This window comes from Pedococcus sp. P5_B7, from assembly GCF_054049895.1.
Genome location: NZ_JBFULM010000005.1, coordinates 244,502 through 260,343, shown reverse-complemented (window position 1 = coordinate 260,343; position 15,842 = coordinate 244,502). Strand labels below are relative to the sequence as shown.

The 15,842-nt window shown below is 69.1% G+C and carries 12 protein-coding genes, 2 pseudogenes and 1 riboswitch; of the genes and pseudogenes, 11 read left to right on the top strand and 3 right to left on the bottom strand.

Going from position 1 to position 15,842, the window contains the following annotated elements; genetic code table 11:
- Positions 1 to 17 precede the first annotated feature (17 nt).
- The 9 genes from ACXJKD_RS13500 (at position 18) to ACXJKD_RS13460 (ending at position 9,996) form a co-directional block, all read left to right on the top strand.
- Entirely contained in the window at positions 18 to 548 is a 531-nt protein-coding gene (locus ACXJKD_RS13500; RefSeq protein WP_457255127.1) for a bifunctional adenosylcobinamide kinase/adenosylcobinamide-phosphate guanylyltransferase, read from the top strand.
- A gap of 447 nt (positions 549 to 995) precedes the next feature.
- Positions 996 to 1,106: riboswitch (TPP riboswitch) on the top strand.
- Positions 1,102 to 1,800, top strand: coding sequence for a thiamine phosphate synthase (gene thiE / locus ACXJKD_RS13495; RefSeq protein WP_457255126.1), 699 nt, complete (start codon positions 1,102 to 1,104; stop codon positions 1,798 to 1,800). (Overlaps the previous riboswitch by 5 nt.)
- The gene (gene thiO / locus ACXJKD_RS13490) at positions 1,797 to 2,954 is read left to right on the top strand and encodes a glycine oxidase ThiO (RefSeq protein WP_457255125.1); all 1,158 of its coding nucleotides are present in this window, start codon (positions 1,797 to 1,799) and stop codon (positions 2,952 to 2,954) included. The genes thiE and thiO overlap by 4 nt, the downstream gene beginning before the upstream one ends.
- Positions 2,951 to 3,151 carry a sulfur carrier protein ThiS gene (gene thiS / locus ACXJKD_RS13485; protein WP_457255124.1) on the top strand — a complete coding sequence of 67 codons (201 nt, stop codon included), beginning with the start codon at positions 2,951 to 2,953 and terminating at the stop codon, positions 3,149 to 3,151. Before thiO ends, thiS begins: the two co-directional genes overlap by 4 nt.
- 1 nt (position 3,152) lies before the next feature.
- The gene (locus ACXJKD_RS13480; RefSeq protein ID WP_457255123.1) at positions 3,153 to 3,986 is read left to right on the top strand and encodes a thiazole synthase; all 834 of its coding nucleotides are present in this window, start codon (positions 3,153 to 3,155) and stop codon (positions 3,984 to 3,986) included.
- A gap of 38 nt (positions 3,987 to 4,024) precedes the next feature.
- Positions 4,025 to 4,687 (top strand): thiamine phosphate synthase, encoded by a 663-nt coding sequence (locus tag ACXJKD_RS13475; RefSeq protein WP_457255122.1) that lies wholly within the window; start codon positions 4,025 to 4,027, stop codon positions 4,685 to 4,687.
- Positions 4,684 to 5,535 carry a bifunctional hydroxymethylpyrimidine kinase/phosphomethylpyrimidine kinase gene (gene thiD / locus ACXJKD_RS13470; RefSeq protein ID WP_457255121.1) on the top strand — a complete coding sequence of 284 codons (852 nt, stop codon included), beginning with the start codon at positions 4,684 to 4,686 and terminating at the stop codon, positions 5,533 to 5,535. The genes ACXJKD_RS13475 and thiD overlap by 4 nt, the downstream gene beginning before the upstream one ends.
- 64 nt (positions 5,536 to 5,599) lie before the next feature.
- Positions 5,600 to 7,330, top strand: a complete 1,731-nt coding sequence (thiC, locus tag ACXJKD_RS13465) for a phosphomethylpyrimidine synthase ThiC (protein WP_457255120.1) — start codon at positions 5,600 to 5,602, stop codon at positions 7,328 to 7,330.
- A gap of 866 nt (positions 7,331 to 8,196) precedes the next feature.
- Positions 8,197 to 9,996, top strand: a complete 1,800-nt coding sequence (locus ACXJKD_RS13460; RefSeq protein WP_457255119.1) for a histidine kinase N-terminal 7TM domain-containing protein — start codon at positions 8,197 to 8,199, stop codon at positions 9,994 to 9,996.
- Positions 9,997 to 10,269: 273 nt separating this feature from the next.
- Here the strand turns inward: ACXJKD_RS13460 and ACXJKD_RS13455 are convergent, their stop codons facing one another.
- A complete protein-coding gene (locus ACXJKD_RS13455; RefSeq protein ID WP_457255118.1) occupies positions 10,270 to 11,034 on the bottom strand; it encodes a hypothetical protein in 765 nt (254 codons plus the stop codon).
- Positions 11,035 to 11,900: 866 nt separating this feature from the next.
- Positions 11,901 to 12,008 (bottom strand): annotated as a pseudogene (locus tag ACXJKD_RS13450) (IS21 family transposase); the annotation flags it as partial.
- 111 nt (positions 12,009 to 12,119) lie between these two features.
- On the opposite strand from ACXJKD_RS13450, the gene ACXJKD_RS13445 reads away from it, so the two are divergent.
- Together ACXJKD_RS13445 and ACXJKD_RS13440 are read left to right on the top strand one after the other, a co-directional pair.
- A complete protein-coding gene (locus tag ACXJKD_RS13445; protein ID WP_457255117.1) occupies positions 12,120 to 12,602 on the top strand; it encodes a response regulator in 483 nt (160 codons plus the stop codon).
- A gap of 93 nt (positions 12,603 to 12,695) precedes the next feature.
- Positions 12,696 to 12,842, top strand: a pseudogene (locus ACXJKD_RS13440) (transposase); the annotation flags it as partial.
- A gap of 247 nt (positions 12,843 to 13,089) precedes the next feature.
- On the opposite strand, the gene ACXJKD_RS13435 reads toward ACXJKD_RS13440, so the two are convergent.
- Positions 13,090 to 15,525: a glycoside hydrolase family 2 TIM barrel-domain containing protein gene (locus tag ACXJKD_RS13435; protein ID WP_457255116.1), complete on the bottom strand. Its 2,436-nt coding sequence runs from the start codon at positions 15,523 to 15,525 to the stop codon at positions 13,090 to 13,092.
- Positions 15,526 to 15,842: the final 317 nt, after the last annotated feature.

The following is a 15,842-nucleotide window of genomic DNA, read 5'->3' as shown; positions in this document are numbered from 1 at the left end:
TAGCCTACGATCGCGCCGTGAGGATCCTGGTGACGGGTGGCGTCCGCTCGGGCAAGTCCGCCCATGCGGAGAGGCTGCTCGCCGACGCAACCCCGGTCACAGTGGTTGCCACTGGCGCGGTCCCCGACGGCACAGACCCGGAATGGGCACACCGCGTCGACGCCCACCGCGCCCGACGCTCTCCCCATTGGCAGACCATCGAGTCCACGGATCTGGTCACGGCGTTCAGCCAGTCCGACCCGGGTTCCTCGATCCTGCTCGACAGCTTGGGCACCTGGCTGGCCGCCCGCCTGGACGTGTTGCAGGCGTGGGATCAGCCGCCGACGACATGGCAGCCGGCCTTGGGCGCCGAGATCGACCGGACCCTCGCAGGCCTCCCCCCTGACATCGTGATCGTCACCGACGAGGTAGGTCTGGGAGGGGTGGGCTCCCACCCTTCCGCCCGGCTCTACGCCGACCTCCTCGGCGACGTCAACCAGAGGTTCGCCGCCGCATGCGACGAGCTGCACCTCGTCGTTGCCGGTCGCCACCTCATCATCAACTCGTGACCTTCATCCGCCTTGCTACTAAAGCGATGCAGCCTGTGATGCCGCGGTAGGGACGCAACCTCCCGGGACGGACGACACGAGCCGTGCATCGGCACGCTCAACTGCGCCGCCTCCACGCCTTGGTCTGACCACCACGGCCACGCCTGCCAGCTGGGCTGACGATCTCCCTGCGCCCCTTACCCGGACGCGGCACGCCACTGGGGATAGCCATCACGCGGCAGGGTCAGGTCCATGTTGCCCACATCGTCGACTCGAAACCGCAGCGGTGCTAAAGGCCTGAATCGGCCTGCACGCCCTCCGGGCACAACTGCCGCGCGACGAGCCACGTCCGGCAGTCTCACGGGCCCGTGGGGACCCGTGACGAGCCGCGGATGTGGCAGCGAAGGCCGCTTGCCCAGGATCCGGACCAGGGGCAGCACCCTGCCGACCGTGTGGGCTAAGGTCGGACACGTCCTTCACGGGAGTCCGGTGCACCGGGCTGAGAGGGGGCTGACGCAGCCCCGACCGTCCAAACCTGATCCGGATCATGCCGGCGCAGGGAGTCGGGAGTCTGATGACCGCAAGCTCGGTGCCCAATGCTCATCGCCATCGGCGGCCATCACTGGCCATACCGCGGCTCCATCTCATCACTGACACCAGATCGGGTCGCGACCCGCTGCCAGTGGTGCGTGCCGCCCTTGCGGCGAGCGGCGCGTGTGGCCAGCGGATCGCCGTTCAGGTCCGGGCGAAACAGGCCACCGACCGTGAGGTGGTCGACCTCACGCGGCGGGTGCTGTTGCTGGCCCGCCCCGCCGGCGCCCTGGTGCTGGTCAACGACCGTCTTGACCTTGCCATGGCGGCAAGCGCTGATGGGGTCCACCTCGGGGCGGACGACCTGCCAATCGAGGACGCCACAAGACTGTCCGGTCCCGGCATGGTGATCGGCGGAACCGTGCGACACCCGCGGGCCGCGGCCGACGCCGGGCGCGCAGGGGCGGCTTACCTCGGTGTCGGACCGGTCTTCGCTACGGCGACGAAGAATGGCCTCCCCAACCCTCTCGGGGCGGCGGGGCTGCGTACCGTCACCTCCGGCGCACCCCTTCCCGTGCTCGCGATCGGTGGCGTCAATGCCACGAACATCGCCGAGCTCATGGGCGCCGGCGCGCACGGAGTTGCCGTCGTCACGGCGGTGTCTGACGAGGCCGACCCACAGGCAGCCACCGCACGCCTGCTCGAGGCCATGACCCCGTGGGCTGGGAGACGCCGCGCATGAGCGCCCCACGGCCCACCGTGTGTGTCGTTGGCGCTGGCGTCATCGGTCTGAGCATCGCGTGGCGGCTCGCCGAATCCGGTTGCTGCGTAACGCTTTTCGACCCGAACCCTGGCGGTGGCGCCACTCATGCGGCAGCGGGGATGCTGGCGCCGGTCAGCGAGAGCGGCTACGGGGAGAGCGAGGTGCTCGGGCTCGGGCTGGAGTCGATGCGCAGGTGGCCAAGGTTCGCCGCGGACTTGGAGCAGGCGGCACAGCGACCGGTGGGGCTGCGCCGCCACGGCACCATCCTGGTCGCCCACGACGCGGATGACGCTCGCGAGCTGCGCCGCTTCGCCGAGCTCACCGGGCGCGAAGGGCGCTCGACTGAGCTGCTGTCCGGGCGGGCCGCCCGCGCACTGGAGCCGACCCTGTCGCCGCGGACGGTGGCGGGGCTGGAGGTGCCCGGGGACCACAGCGTCGACACCCGCGCGCTGACCCGCGCGCTCCTCATCGCAACTGCAGGCGCTGGCGTTGTCCTGCACCGCAGCCGCGCAGTCCCGGTGGTGCGCGACGGGCGTGCGGTCGCGGTCACCCGCGCAGCCGACGGGTCACACCACCCCTGTGACGTCGTCGTCGTCGCGGCCGGTGCCGACTCGAGCCTTCTCCCGGGGCTGCCGCCAGGCACCGTGCCGCCGGTCCGCCCCGTCAAGGGCCAGATCCTGCGCCTGCGCGGCGCGGCAGGTCTCGTGTCGCGCACCGTGCGAGCGCGAGTAGCGGGTGAGCAGGTCTACCTGGTTCCCCGGGCCGGCGGCGAGCTCGTCGTCGGCGCCACCACAGAGGACATCGGACCCGACACCCGAATCACCGCGGGCGGTGTGCACGACCTGCTGCGCGCAGCCACCACTGTCGTGCCCGAGGTCAGGGAGCTCGAACTGGCCGAAGCCTGCGCACGTCTGCGCCCGAGCACCGCGGACAACCTTCCCCTGATCGGCGCGACATCGGTGTCGGGCCTGCTCGTGGCGACCGGGCACTACCGCGGCGGGGTCCTGATGGCTCCGGCGACCGCGGCGGCCGTTGCCGACCTCGTCCACGGCCGCCCCTGCTCGCAGGCGGCGGCCGCCTGCTCCCCCGCCCGGTTCCTGCCCCGACCCGTCCCACAGGAGGCCACCCGATGATGATCGTGCTCAACGGCAAGCCAACCGCAACACCAGCCGGAAGCACGCTCGCCGACCTCGTCACGGCGATGCAGCTACCCAGGCGTGGCATCGCCCTCGCCGTCGACGGCGAGGTCGTCCACCGTCACGCCTGGCCCACCACGCACCTGACCGAGCAGTCCCGGGTCGAGGTCGTCACCGCGATGCAGGGAGGCTGAGGTGGCCACGGTCCGATCCAGTGGCCCGCCGGACATCGCAGCAGACAGCCGCGACGACGATCCTGACGACGACGTGCTGATCCTTGGTGGTGAACGCCTGGGGTCCCGGCTCCTACTCGGCACGGGAGGCGCCTCGAGCCTCAGTGCGCTCGAAGGCGCGATCCGGGCCTCGGGCACCGAGCTCGTCACCGTGGCAATGCGACGCGTGCCGTCCACCGGCACGGGCGGCCTGCTCGACCTGCTGGACGCGTGCGGGGTCCGAGTCCTGCCCAACACCGCGGGCTGCTACACGGCACGGGACGCGGTGCTCACCGCGCACCTGGGCCGCGAGGCGCTGGAGACGTCATGGGTCAAGCTGGAGGTGATCGCCGACGACCGCACCCTCCTGCCCGATGCCGTCGAGCTCCTCGACGCCGCCGAACGGCTGGTCGCCGATGGATTCACCGTGCTGCCCTACACCACCGACGACCCGGTGCTGGCACGCCGACTGGCTGACGTGGGCTGCGCCGCAGTGATGCCCTTGGGATCCCCGATCGGCAGTGGACTGGGGATCCGGAACCCGCACGCGATCGAGATGATCCGCCACGCCGTCCAGGTCCCCGTGGTCCTCGACGCCGGAGTCGGGACCGCATCGGACGCCGCCCTAGCGATGGAGCTGGGCTGCGACGCCGTGCTGGTGGCCAGCGCGGTGACCCGGGCCGAAAACCCGACGGCGATGGCGGCGGCGATGGGGCATGCGGTGCGTGCGGGACGGCTGGCCAGGCTGGCCGGACGGATCCCGCGCCGACACCTGGCCAAGGCGTCGTCCTCCTTCGAGGGCCTGGTCGAGGGATGAGGCCTCGGTCAGATCGGGCGAGCGTCCCCGTGCCCCGCGTGCTGCTCCTCACCGACGGCCACGCCGTTCGCAACGGCCGCACGCTGGCGGCCACCGTTGCCGCCGCGCTCGAGGGCGGCGTGGACGGGGTGGTGGTCCGCGAACGTCAGCTCGCGCCGGGCCCCCGCCGGGCACTGGGTCAGCAGGTCCGCGCTGCGGCCCAGGCCGCCGGCTCCCCTGCAGCGCTGCTGTGGGCCGCCCCATTGCCCAACCAGCCGCGACCGGCCGGCGGGAGTCCAGGACCGGGCCCCGATGCGATGACAGCCGACCTGTTGGACGGGGTGCACCTGCGCGCCCGTGACCCCTTCCCGCACTGGGAGCGTCCGGTCCTCGTCGGCCGGTCCTGCCACGACGAGGACGACCTGCGCCGTGCCGCGAACGAGGGATGCGACTACGTCACGCTCTCACCCGTGGCCGCGACCGGCTCCAAGCCCGGGTACGGACCGGCCCTCGGTGTCGACGGCGTGCGCGCCCTACTTGAACGGGCGGCCTACCTCAACCCCGGTGCACCACGGGTGCTGGCCCTCGGCGGCGTTGAGGCCGGCGCGGCTCACCAATGGCTCGAGGCCGGCGCCCACGGTGTCGCCGTCATGGGCGCCGTCATGCGCGCGAACGACCCAGCAAACATCGCAGCGCGGCTCGTCGCCGAGGTGACCGGATGAGCACTCCGGCGGTGGCGCTCACGATCGCTGGCTCGGACAGCGGCGGCGGCGCCGGGATCCAGGCCGACCTGGCGACCTTCGCCGCCTTCGGGGTGCACGGCACCAGCGCAATCACGGCAATCACCGTGCAGGACACCACAGCGGTGCACGCGGTGCACCCGACGCCCGCGGCGATTGTCGTGGCGCAGGTACGCGCGGTGCTCGCCGACCTGCCCGTCGCCGCCGTCAAGACCGGGATGCTCGGCGACGCTCGCACGGTGCGGGCGGTGGCCGAGCTCGCCGCGGCAGGTCTGCTGCCCCGCCTGGTGATCGACCCGGTGCTCGTCGCCACCAGCGGCGACCGGCTGACCAGCGATGCCGCCGCCAGGGTGCTGGCCCGCGAGCTGCTGCCCCACGCGCTCCTGGTCACGCCCAACACCGATGAGGCGGCAACCCTGTTAGGGACCACGCGAGCCGCCAGCAGCGCCGAGCAGCGGGCGCACGCACTCGCGCTGCTCGCCTTCGGCCCGTCCGCGGTCGTCGTGACCGGCCGGGTCGACGGCGACCACCGCGTCGACGTCCTCGCGCATCGCGGGCAGACCGTCGAGCTGCGCGCCCTGTCGATTCCCACCGCGAACGACCACGGCACGGGCTGCACCTTCGCAGCAGCCGCAGCCGCTGCCCTGGCCCGTGGCGCGGACGTACCCACCGCGGTCGAGCTGGCCCGCGACTTCGTCCGTGCCGCCCTGGTCGCGGCGGCGGGCTGGCGGATGGGGCGCGGGCCAGGTCCCGTCAGCCATCTTCTCCCCGGCCCCGCCACTGTCCCGATCACCCCATCCCGAACACCACCAACGCCCCCAACACCCTGATTCCGATCACCACCAACGCCCCCGCCACCCTGATTCCGATCATCACCGACCACCGGAGGAAACCATGAGCACCACCGCCCGCAGCAAGATCTACGTCGAAGGCAGCCGCGCCGACCTGTCGGTGCCGTTCACCGAGGTCGCGCTCTCGGACTCCACCGGCCCCGGCGGCCTTCCCGTGCCCAACCCGCCACACCGGCTCTACGACACCTCAGGCCCCGGCAGCGTCCCCGAGGAGGGCCTCCCGCCGCTGCGAGCGAACTGGGTGGCCGCCCGCGGTGACGTCGAGAAATACACCGGGCGCCAACGCACCCTCGCCGACGACGGCCGCGGAGCCATCCGGCGCGGCGCCGCATCGGCCGAGTGGCGAGGCGAACGCCAGCCCACCCTGCGCGCCACGCCTGGCAACAAGGTGACGCAGATGCACTACGCCCGGCAAGGCGAAGTCACGCCCGAGATGGAGTTCGTCGCCCTACGCGAGAACTGCGACGTCGAACTGGTCCGCACCGAGGTGGCCGCCGGCCGGGCCATCATCCCCGCCAACGTCAACCACCCCGAGAGCGAACCGATGATCATCGGCCGCGCCTTCCTGGTGAAGGTCAACGCCAACATCGGCAACTCCGCCGTGACCAGCTCGATCGCCGAGGAGGTCGACAAGCTCACGTGGGCGACCAAGTGGGGCGCCGACACCGTGATGGACCTGTCCACCGGCGAGGACATCCACACCACGCGGGAGTGGATCGTGCGCAACTCCCCCGTCCCGATCGGCACCGTCCCGATCTACCAGGCACTGGAGAAGGTCGACGGCGAGGCACACGAGCTGTCCTGGGAGGTGTTCCGCGACACCGTCATCGAACAGGCTGAGCAAGGCGTCGACTACATGACCATCCACGCCGGTGTGCTCCTGAGGTACGTGCCCATGACGGCACGGCGGATCACCGGCATCGTCAGCCGCGGCGGGGCGATCATGGCCGGGTGGTGCCTGGCACACCACGAGGAGAACTTTCTCTACACCCACTTCGACGAGCTCTGCGAGATCTTCGCCCAGTACGACGTCGCGTTCAGCCTCGGCGACGGGCTCCGCCCCGGCTGCACCGCCGACGCCAACGACGAGGCGCAACTGTCCGAGCTGCGCACCCTCGCCGAGCTAACGCAGCGCGCCTGGGAGCACGACGTGCAGGTGATGGTCGAGGGTCCGGGACATGTCCCGCTGCACCTGGTCAAGGAGAACGTCGACCTGCAGCAGGAGTGGTGCCACGGCGCGCCGTTCTACACCTTGGGGCCGCTCGCCACCGACATCGCCCCCGGGTACGACCACATCACCTCCGCCATCGGCGCCTCCCACATCGCCTGGCACGGCACCGCCATGCTCTGCTACGTGACACCCAAGGAGCACCTCGGCCTGCCCAACCGCGACGACGTCAAAACCGGCGTCATCACCTACAAGATCGCCGCCCACGCCGCCGACCTCGCCAAGGGCCACCCCGGGGCACGCGACTGGGACGACACCCTGTCCAAGGCGCGCTTCGAGTTCCGCTGGGAAGACCAGTTCAACCTCTCCCTCGACCCCGACACGGCCCGCGCCTTCCACGACGAGACCCTGCCCGCCGAGCCGGCCAAGACCGCCCACTTCTGCTCCATGTGCGGACCGAAGTTCTGCTCCATGCGGATCAGCCAGGACGTGCGCCGATATGCCGCCGAGCACGGCCTTGATGGCCAGGACCCCATCGCCAAGGGCCTGGAGGACAAGTCCCGCGAGTTCGTCGAGCTCGGCGCCTCGGTCTATCTCACCCCGTGAACCGGCAGGGCGACGACCCGCCTCGGTTTGTCGACCCCGCCGGCCCACGCCCAAGCAAGCCGGGAAATGCGCGCCTCGGCGCGGTGCCCGTCCCGGCTGCCGGCCGCTGAGGCGCTTCGAGCACGAGGTCACATGGGTCGGTTCGTATTCCTGGGTACCCGGGTTGGCGTGGCTTCCACGACGTTGGGTCGTGGTTTGGAGATGATGAGGCATGCCCGACTCAGGGCTGAGCCGGCAGGCCAAAAGCCCGGTACCGGACCCGGCGACCGTTCCCCACGGGGTGGGTGAGGGCGCCTCGCCAAGTCAAGGCAGTGCTCTACAGAACTGGGGCGCACTCAGGCAAATGGCGGCAGGACCTGAGGATTGGTTGAAGGGCCTCGGGGACGGGCACCGCGACGCAACGAGGGGTTCATGCGCAAGTCAGGGTGTAGCCAGGGGTGGCTCCGGCACGCCGTGCCCCATCACGCAGGCGAACATAATGACACCGTGATCGTGGCGAGCTCCGCCTGCCCCTGCGTCCGTGTTCAGCTGAGGTCTATCAGGGGCTCGGTAGACCGCGGACCGCACGCGTCACACGTTGACCACCGTCGTTGCGCTGGTCTCTACGGCGCGGCAGCCGAGTCTGGGCACGTTTGCCTGTCGGGGCGGGCCCCTTGGTCGACATGCTCGCGGGTCTGCAGAACCGGCATCACGACGTCGGCCGCCGGCTCCAGCGTGATGGGCGACCGCTCGAGAACTCCGGCAACGGCCGCACCATGTCTGCCTCCGCAAGCCATCGGTGGGCGTTACTTGGCCTGGAACCCCCAGTTCTGGCGCCCGGTGGCGCCTAGGGCGAGGTCACAAGCATCTACCAAGGGTGCGTGTTCATGCTGCGGCTGCTGACCGCCTCGGCGGTTGGCTCGGCGCTGGTCTTGGCCGTCATGGCAGCCTACGTTCGACGCAGGCGCGGGTCGGCTGCGGGAGCCAGTCTTGCCGTGCTTCTGGTGTCGGCAGCCTGGTGGGCGGCTGCCTACGCCATGGAGTTGTCCACGACGGACCTGGCGACCCGCGGCCGGTGGGGGGATCTGAAGTACCTCGGGATCACCGTGCTACCACCGGCGTTCTTGGTCTTCGTCGCCCAGTACACCGGCCGCAGCCGCCTGCTCACCCGCCGGCGACTGATGGTGCTGGCCGTGGAACCTGCCCTTGTCTGCGCCCTGCTAGCACTTCCGAGCACGCACGACCTGATCCGCTACTACAAGGAAGCGCCGGCGCCCGGGCAGATCCCGGCAGTGGGCTCCGGCCCGCTGTTCTGGGCCGTCCTCGGCTACGCCAACGCGGTGCTGTTGACCGCCACTGCCATGTTCCTGACCAGCCTATGGCGGCTCTCGCGAACCTACAGGGTCGCCGCGGTAACCATGATCGCCGCGGCGCTCCTGCCGTGGGCCGCCAACCTGCTGTACAACCTCGAAATCGGACCGTTCTCGCGGCTGGACCTGACACCGTTCGCGTTCACCGTCACCGGAGCGGTCCTCGTCGGCGGACTGTACCGGGAACGCCTGATCCATCTCGCCCCACTGGGCTGGGGCCTGGCCGTGGCCACCATGCCCGAGGCGGTACTTCTGTGCGACGCCTTCGGGCATGTCAGCGACGTCAACCCCGCCGCCACGACCGTGCTCGGCCGCCAACGGTCAGACCTGATCGGGCAGGACCTGACCCGGCTTCTTCCGATGCTGTCCCCGACCTTGCCCGAGCAAGCCACCACGGCAACAGGTCGCGTACTCGACCAACGGCCGCTGGAACGGCAGATCACCATCGGCGGCCAGCAACGGCACTTCGAGATACGCCGTCATGCCGTGCGAGGTCGCGACGGGACGCTGGTGGGCGAACTCGTGACGTTACGAGACATCACCGACCGGCGGAACAGCGAGGAGCGGATGCGCCAGCTCCTCAACGAACGCACCCGTATCGCCGAGACCCTACGCTCCAGCCTGCTACCCGCACACCTACCCAGGATCCCCGGCTGCTCGCTGGCCGCGCTCTACGAACCAGCCGGCGGACCGCACGAGGTCGCCGGCGACTTCTACGACGTCTTTCCCATCGACGGGACCCACTGGGGCATCGTGCTCGGCGACGTGTCAGGCAAGGGCGCCCAAGCCGGCGCCGTGACCGCCCTCATCCGCTACACCCTGCGCACCCTCGCCCTGGCCCACCACAAACCCAGCCAGGTACTGCGCCGGCTCAACGAAATCCTGCTGCGCGACCTGCCCGACGAGCAGTACTGCACCCTCATCTACGCCGTAGCGCAGGAAACCGCCGACGGTATGGAGCTCACCATCTGCCTTGGCGGGCACCACCCACCCCTGCTGCGCCACCGCGACGGACGCGTCGAACCTGTAGGCACGCTGGGAACCGCCCCCGGCCTGGTCGACCGGCCGCACCTGACCGACAGCACCGTGATCGTGCGCCCGGGAGACTTGCTGTGCATGTTCACCGACGGCCTCGTCGAAGCCCGCGACCAAGACGCCTTCTTCGGCACCGACCGCGCTGCACGCCTGCTCGCCGGCGGACCACACACCGACCCCCAGGCAGCCGCGGACCACCTCGCCACCGCCGCCCACCAGTTCCACAACGGCCCCCTGACCGACGACCTCGCCCTGCTCATCCTTTCCGTACCCGAACGATAACCACCTCCCGAACAGTGCTAGCAAGGTCGCCCGAACCAAAGTTTGGGCTGGCAGTGAACAACTCCGGGGTTGTGAAGAGCAGTCCTGCCCAGGGCTTGTTGCGATTCAGGTCGTCGATACCCACACCCCAGCCGACTCATGAATCGCCGCTGCACCGATGATGCTCCCTGACCGCGCGGCGCGGCGACACAGGCAGGTCCTAGCGATGGGCGCCACATACCCCGCACGCGACGATCACGTGGGGGCGGGCGTGTGACGGGCGGGGCGTGCGGGTCAGTAGTCCGTGCGGGGCAGTGGCACGATCATTGGGCCCGCTGCAGCGCTGCGGCGCGCTGCAGCCATGAGCTGGTCGACGTCACCGTTGAAGCGCTCGACACCTTCGGCGATGCACAGCAGCAGGGTCTGGAGGGACCGGACCGGCTGGGTCCACTTCAACAGGACGTCCGCTCCGAGGGAGTCTCTCATCGCCTCGACCTGGGTGAAGCCGGTCCGCGGTCCGCGCCAGGAACCGCCCTGGGCCATCCACACGCCCGCGTCGGTGGCCTGCCGGCACGCGGTGGCGATGTCGTGCCGGGTCAAGTATTCGGTGTCCAGGATGACGCGGACGCGGACGTCTCGCTTGCCCATGCAGGCCACCAGGGCGTTGATCTGCCGTTCGAACTCGGCGCCGCTGGGGGCCATGCGCTCTTTGGTGGCTAACAGGGCCACCTCGTTGGCGCCGTGGTCGGCCAGCGTCAGGGCTTGGCTGAGCATGCTGTCCGTGTCCAAGTGGGTGGTGCCCGGGGTGTCCCAGCACACTGCGGTGACGACCGCCACGGCTGTGCCGCTCAGCTCACGGGCGGCTTCGGCGACGCGTTCGGGGCGGCAGATGACGGCCGCGAAGCCCGCCTGCGCTGCCTTCGCACACCCCTGCCGGGTCGCCCCCGGGACCGCTGGCTGACCGTACAGACGATGGTCGAGGTGTGCCGCGAGATCGGCCACGCTTAGCCGCCGGCGGCTGCGTTTCCTTGCTTCGATCGCGTACAGGTGTTTGTTCATGAGCTGTCCCCTCGCGACGAATGGCTTCGGCGCATCAGCTGTTCAGAACCCGCGGTACCTTGCGGTCACTGTCCACGCTAACCCTCACGTCGAACCAGAAGGGTCTTGCGCGGGTGCAGCATTGATTGACGCGACGCCGCAACTCCGAGTCTGCGTCCTGACTGGGAACCGATCCGCAGGGTCAAGTGGGAGCCACCAACTCACACCGACGGCATCGACCCCAGCGTCGTAGGCTCCACGACCAAGGACGCGCCTTGTTCGCAGAAATGGGGCGCATCATCGCTCGTTCGACGGGTGCTTCCCTGCACCTACCACGCCGCACTGAGGCCGGCGGTGGTGGTGCGAGATCTCCCGCTGACGGACCCGGATCTCAAGGCGAGCCAACAGTCTGAGACGCGCGCTCCACCTCGTCGGGTCGACGCACACGACGGGAGTTGACTGGACCGAGAGCGGGCTTTGCCCACGGAGGGCCGGCAGCACGATAGCCAGTATGGCTGGCCCGGCTCGGGGTGACTGAATGCGAGTACCAGGTGCGATGTGCGCGGACGCGATCGCCCGCGCGGGCCCACGCCGCGTGGTGTTCCCTCTGAGTTCCGAATCCCGCGTGAATCCGCTGCACGCTCAGAGGCTGCGAGCGCAAGGGTGGCCCGACAGCAGCTGTGACAGCAACGCGACGGGACACAACCAGCCGATGCTGGACCCTGGAAGGCCAACGGCGGCGTGCGACGGTCCCCTTCAAACTTCCAACCACGACCGCCAAGACCTGAAAATCGGAAGGTCGGCGGTTCGACCCCGCCCCTGGCCACCAAAACCGCAGGTCAGCGCCTTGCGAGGCCATCGGTTTCCCCCGCTCCCGACCGTCTGACCTTCACCATGTTCCGAGCCACACCCAACGGGCGCGCGATCACAGCGATCGGCATCCCCTCAGCCCGACGCAGCCGCCGGATCTCCGCCCAGTCCTCCACGTTGATCACCCTCCACAGGGCCACCGCAGGTGGTCAGATTCCACCCGTCGACAAGTGCTCAGTCTTCAGCCGTCGTCGACAGGGGCTGGGATGCAGGGTTCTCCAAGCCGGCCTTTCGCGGTGATCGCCGACGATGACGCGGACGTTCGCGCATTGCTGTCCTTGGCTGTCGACCGGGCTAGTCTTGCATCGGTACAGGTTGAAGACGGACGACAGGCCATCGAAATGCTGGCCGACCTATCTCCCAGCGTTGTCCTACTCGATGTGAAGATGCCCGGCCTGAGTGGGATCGAAGTCTGCTGGTGGATCCGTCGGCAACGGCACCTCGGTGACGTTCCGGTGATTCTGGTCAGCGCACTCACTTCCCAGTTTGAGATCGATGCGGGCCTGCTAGCCGGAGCCAACCAGTACGTGACGAAACCGTTCACGAGGGCCCACATCACGGCCGCCGTCGCCCATCACCTCCTCGGGCGCCCACCATTGCCGCCGCCGACCCGTGTGATCATGGCCGACCCCGCGGACTGGAGGGCGAAGGTCACCGCTGCAGGCCAGGTCGCCGTCCATGATCCGGGAGACGCGTTGGTCCATCGCCCACTCGACTAGGTGATTCGCCGCTGCCTTCGCGAATCTCGCACCAAACCCGTATCCGGGTTTCGAAGCGCGCTAATGATTGCGATGGGGCCATCTGCTCAGCGGCTGGACCTGGGCGGTCGCCGGGACGCGCTCGGGCTGTGGGCCGGTCAGGGCGGCGGTGAGAGCGCGACGTTCTGGATGAACGTGCTGGCGGACCTGAAGAACCGCCGCGTGGCGGACGTGTTCTTCGTCTGTGACGGACTCAAGGGCACGGCGTCGACGTGACCGAGGCGGCGGATCAAGCACGGAGGCATATCGGCTCGTTTTGACGGTCCACACTCGCACGTCAGTCTTGTCCGTGACCCTGAACGAATCCAACACGCGGTGCTGGCCGGCAGGCGGCAGAGTGGGGCACTTCAATCTCTCCGCTCTTGCGCATGGTCGACTGTTCTTCGTTGTCGAGGAAACGCGCGCCGCCTCGTGAAGGGAGGCGCGCGCGCGTCGCATGGTGAATGGGCTAGCCTCGTCGCGGCCTGACGTTGAGAGCGATGGTGACGGGCTCGAGGCCGGAGGCCCTGCCGCCGATGACGAGCCGCCCGGGTGACTTCCCTGGGCGCACGATGGCCAAGGCCTGGCCGTGCCAGGTGTGGTGCCGGGGCTGCTGAAAGCTGTCGATGTTGTGCGGGTTTCCGTTTCCGAAGCCGATGAGCCTCCCAGCGCCCGCAACGTCAACTGAGACGCGCTCGACAGCGTCTGGCACGACCCGTCCGGACTTGTCAACGACCTCGACTAGGACGTGCACCAGTTCATCTCGGTTCGTCGTGACGTTCTCCACGTCGGGGGTAAGCCGCAGGCCGACCGCCTTGCCCGTCGTCCGGAGCGTCTTACGGCTGACCACCGAGCCGTTTCGGTACGCGATGGCCATCAGTTCGCCTGCTGCGTAGGGCACGGTGAAGGTGGCAACCCGCTTGTCAGCCTCCGTGACCTGCCGAGAGGCGATCTCAGCTCCGTTGAGGTAGAGGGCGACTCTGTCCCCCCGGGTGTACGCGTGGACGGTCAGCGGCTGTTGGTCGGCCACGTCCCAGTTCCAGCTCGGCTGCTCGTCGTAGTAGCCGAACCACGTTGGTACCTGGACGGTGCCCTCCGGTGCGAGCCGCGCGACCAGGAGTTCGAGCTCACTGTGGCCATACACAACCTGGCGCAGGTGGTTCTGCGGCTTCGGCTGGCCGATGAGGTCGATGTCGCCCGAGAAGTTGTTGAACCACGGGTACCCGACCTGCCCGCCGGCGCTCTTGAGCGCGTAGGTCGTGGCACTTCGCACGTCGCTTCCAAAGGCGGTGGCCCCGATCGCTGATTCACCAATGTGGTCCCATGCCGTCCACACGAAGCTGCCCGCCATCCAGGGGTTGTCCTGTGCCAGGCGGTAGTCGTCGTAGATGGAGAAGGGGTAGCTCTCACTCTGGGTCAGTGCCTTGCCCTGAGCAGCCTGGTGCGCGGCGAAGACGTCGTTGGGCACGGGAGCCCCCACGAACAGAGCCGTCCTGTTGCCGTAGTGGATGTCGATGACGTCCGGGTCGAAGGTGGCGCGTCCAGTGGCGCCCGTCGTGACCGGGCGAGTGGAGTCCAAGGACTTCACGAGATCGCGCATCCGGGTCCCGAAGCCGTTGGGGTCTGCCACCTCGTTCCCCAGGGACCAGACAATGACGGAGGGGTGGTTGCGGTCGCGCGCCACCATCGCCTCAAGGTCCGCCTGCCAGTCGTCAGCGAAGTAGTTGCCGAAGTCGTCCGGCTGCTTAGGGATGTCCCACACGTCCGTGAACTCGTCCCAAACCAGCATGCCCAGGCGATCACAGGCGTCGAGAAGAGCTGGGGAGGGAGGGTTGTGTGACGTGCGGATGGCGTTGAACCCAGCGGCGACGAGCGTCTCGACGGTCCGTTCCTCGGAACGGCCCAGAGCCAAGGCGCCCAGCGGTCCGTGGTCGTGGTGGATGTTGCCGCCCAGCAGCTTCACAGGGCCGCCGTTGAGGACGAAGCCTTCCTCCCCGTTCCACGCGATCGAGCGGATACCGAAGGTGTTCTCGGTGCTGTCAACGACTCGTCCAGCCACCAGTACCTCGGTCCGAAGCCGGTAGAGGGTGGGGCGCTGGGGGGACCACAACGACGCGTCGCGCAGCTTCACATCGGCGGTGTAGCTCTGGACGTCGGCGGCCGGCACCCGGCTCGAGGGGACCGTCTTTCGCGCGACGGTGCGCCCGCGGTCATCGAGGACGGTCAACCGCAGGGAGGCGTTGACGTTCCGCTCGGCGGAGGTGACCTTGACTTCCGCCCGGACCGTGGAGGTTCGTCCAACGTCGGGGGTGGTGATCTTGACGCCCCACAAAGGGATGCGCACGGGGCCGGTGGTCGTCAGCCAGGTGTGGCGGTAGATGCCCGAACCGGTGTACCAACGGCTCGTCTTTCCCCGGTTGTCGACACGGACAGCCAGCACATTCGTCGCACGTCGCTTCAGGTGCGGAGTGAGGTCGTACGCGAAGGGGGTGTAGCCGTGGCGGTGGTGACCGAGGCTGACACCGTTGATCCAAACCTCGGTGCGTCCGTACACGCCGTCGAAGCGCAGCTCGACGCGGCAGTCCTCACTGGTTGATCCTGGCTGGAGCGTGAACTCCTTTCGGTACCAGCCAATGTCGCCCACGGTGTAGCCCTGAGCCCGTCCACCTGGCACGACCAGGTGACCGACGCCCGGCAGGGTGAACTCCTGGTCTGGGACCGGGTCCGCCTTGGCGTCGAAGGGGCCGATCCGGCTGGGCGCGGTCTCGTTGGGGCCGCGCACCTGACCGAACGCCATCGTGGACGGGTCGGCCGTCTTCTCGCCACCCCCTTGGTAGCCACCGGGAAGGTCCTCGATCCGCCAGTCGTGCGGGACGTCGAGCCGGCGCCACGAGCGGACATCCAACTCCTTGGTGTGCGCGTCGGAAGGGTCGCCGCGGAAGAACAGCCATCCCTCGTCGAAGGACTCTTCTGTGCGAACGCCATGTGTCTTCCGCCCGACTGCCGCAGCGGGTGATGATCCGACGCTCCCTAGTGCTGCGACCGCGCCGAGGGCAGCGCCGGCCTGGACGATGGTCCGACGGCGGGGTCGGCCTCCACCTCTGGGTGACGCCGGCTCGGCGAAGCCGGCGTCGACAGCCGCTTCCCGTGGACGACGGGCCGGTGAAACCGCGCTGTGGTCCTGAGCCCCATTGCTCATGAGCATCCCTTTCATTGCGAGTG

Bases quoted from the DNA above. Each gene is read 5' to 3' on its own strand.
- thiE (WP_457255126.1), top strand. From the start codon at position 1,102: ATGACCGCAAGCTCGGTGCCCAATGCTCATCGCCATCGGCGGCCATCA.
- thiS (WP_457255124.1), top strand. From the start codon at position 2,951: ATGATGATCGTGCTCAACGGCAAGCCAACCGCAACACCAGCCGGAAGC.
- ACXJKD_RS13455 (WP_457255118.1), bottom strand. From the start codon at position 11,034: ATGAACAAACACCTGTACGCGATCGAAGCAAGGAAACGCAGCCGCCGG.
- thiC (WP_457255120.1), top strand. From the start codon at position 5,600: ATGAGCACCACCGCCCGCAGCAAGATCTACGTCGAAGGCAGCCGCGCC.
- thiD (WP_457255121.1), top strand. From the start codon at position 4,684: ATGAGCACTCCGGCGGTGGCGCTCACGATCGCTGGCTCGGACAGCGGC.
- ACXJKD_RS13460 (WP_457255119.1), top strand. From the start codon at position 8,197: ATGCTGCGGCTGCTGACCGCCTCGGCGGTTGGCTCGGCGCTGGTCTTG.
- thiO (WP_457255125.1), top strand. From the start codon at position 1,797: ATGAGCGCCCCACGGCCCACCGTGTGTGTCGTTGGCGCTGGCGTCATC.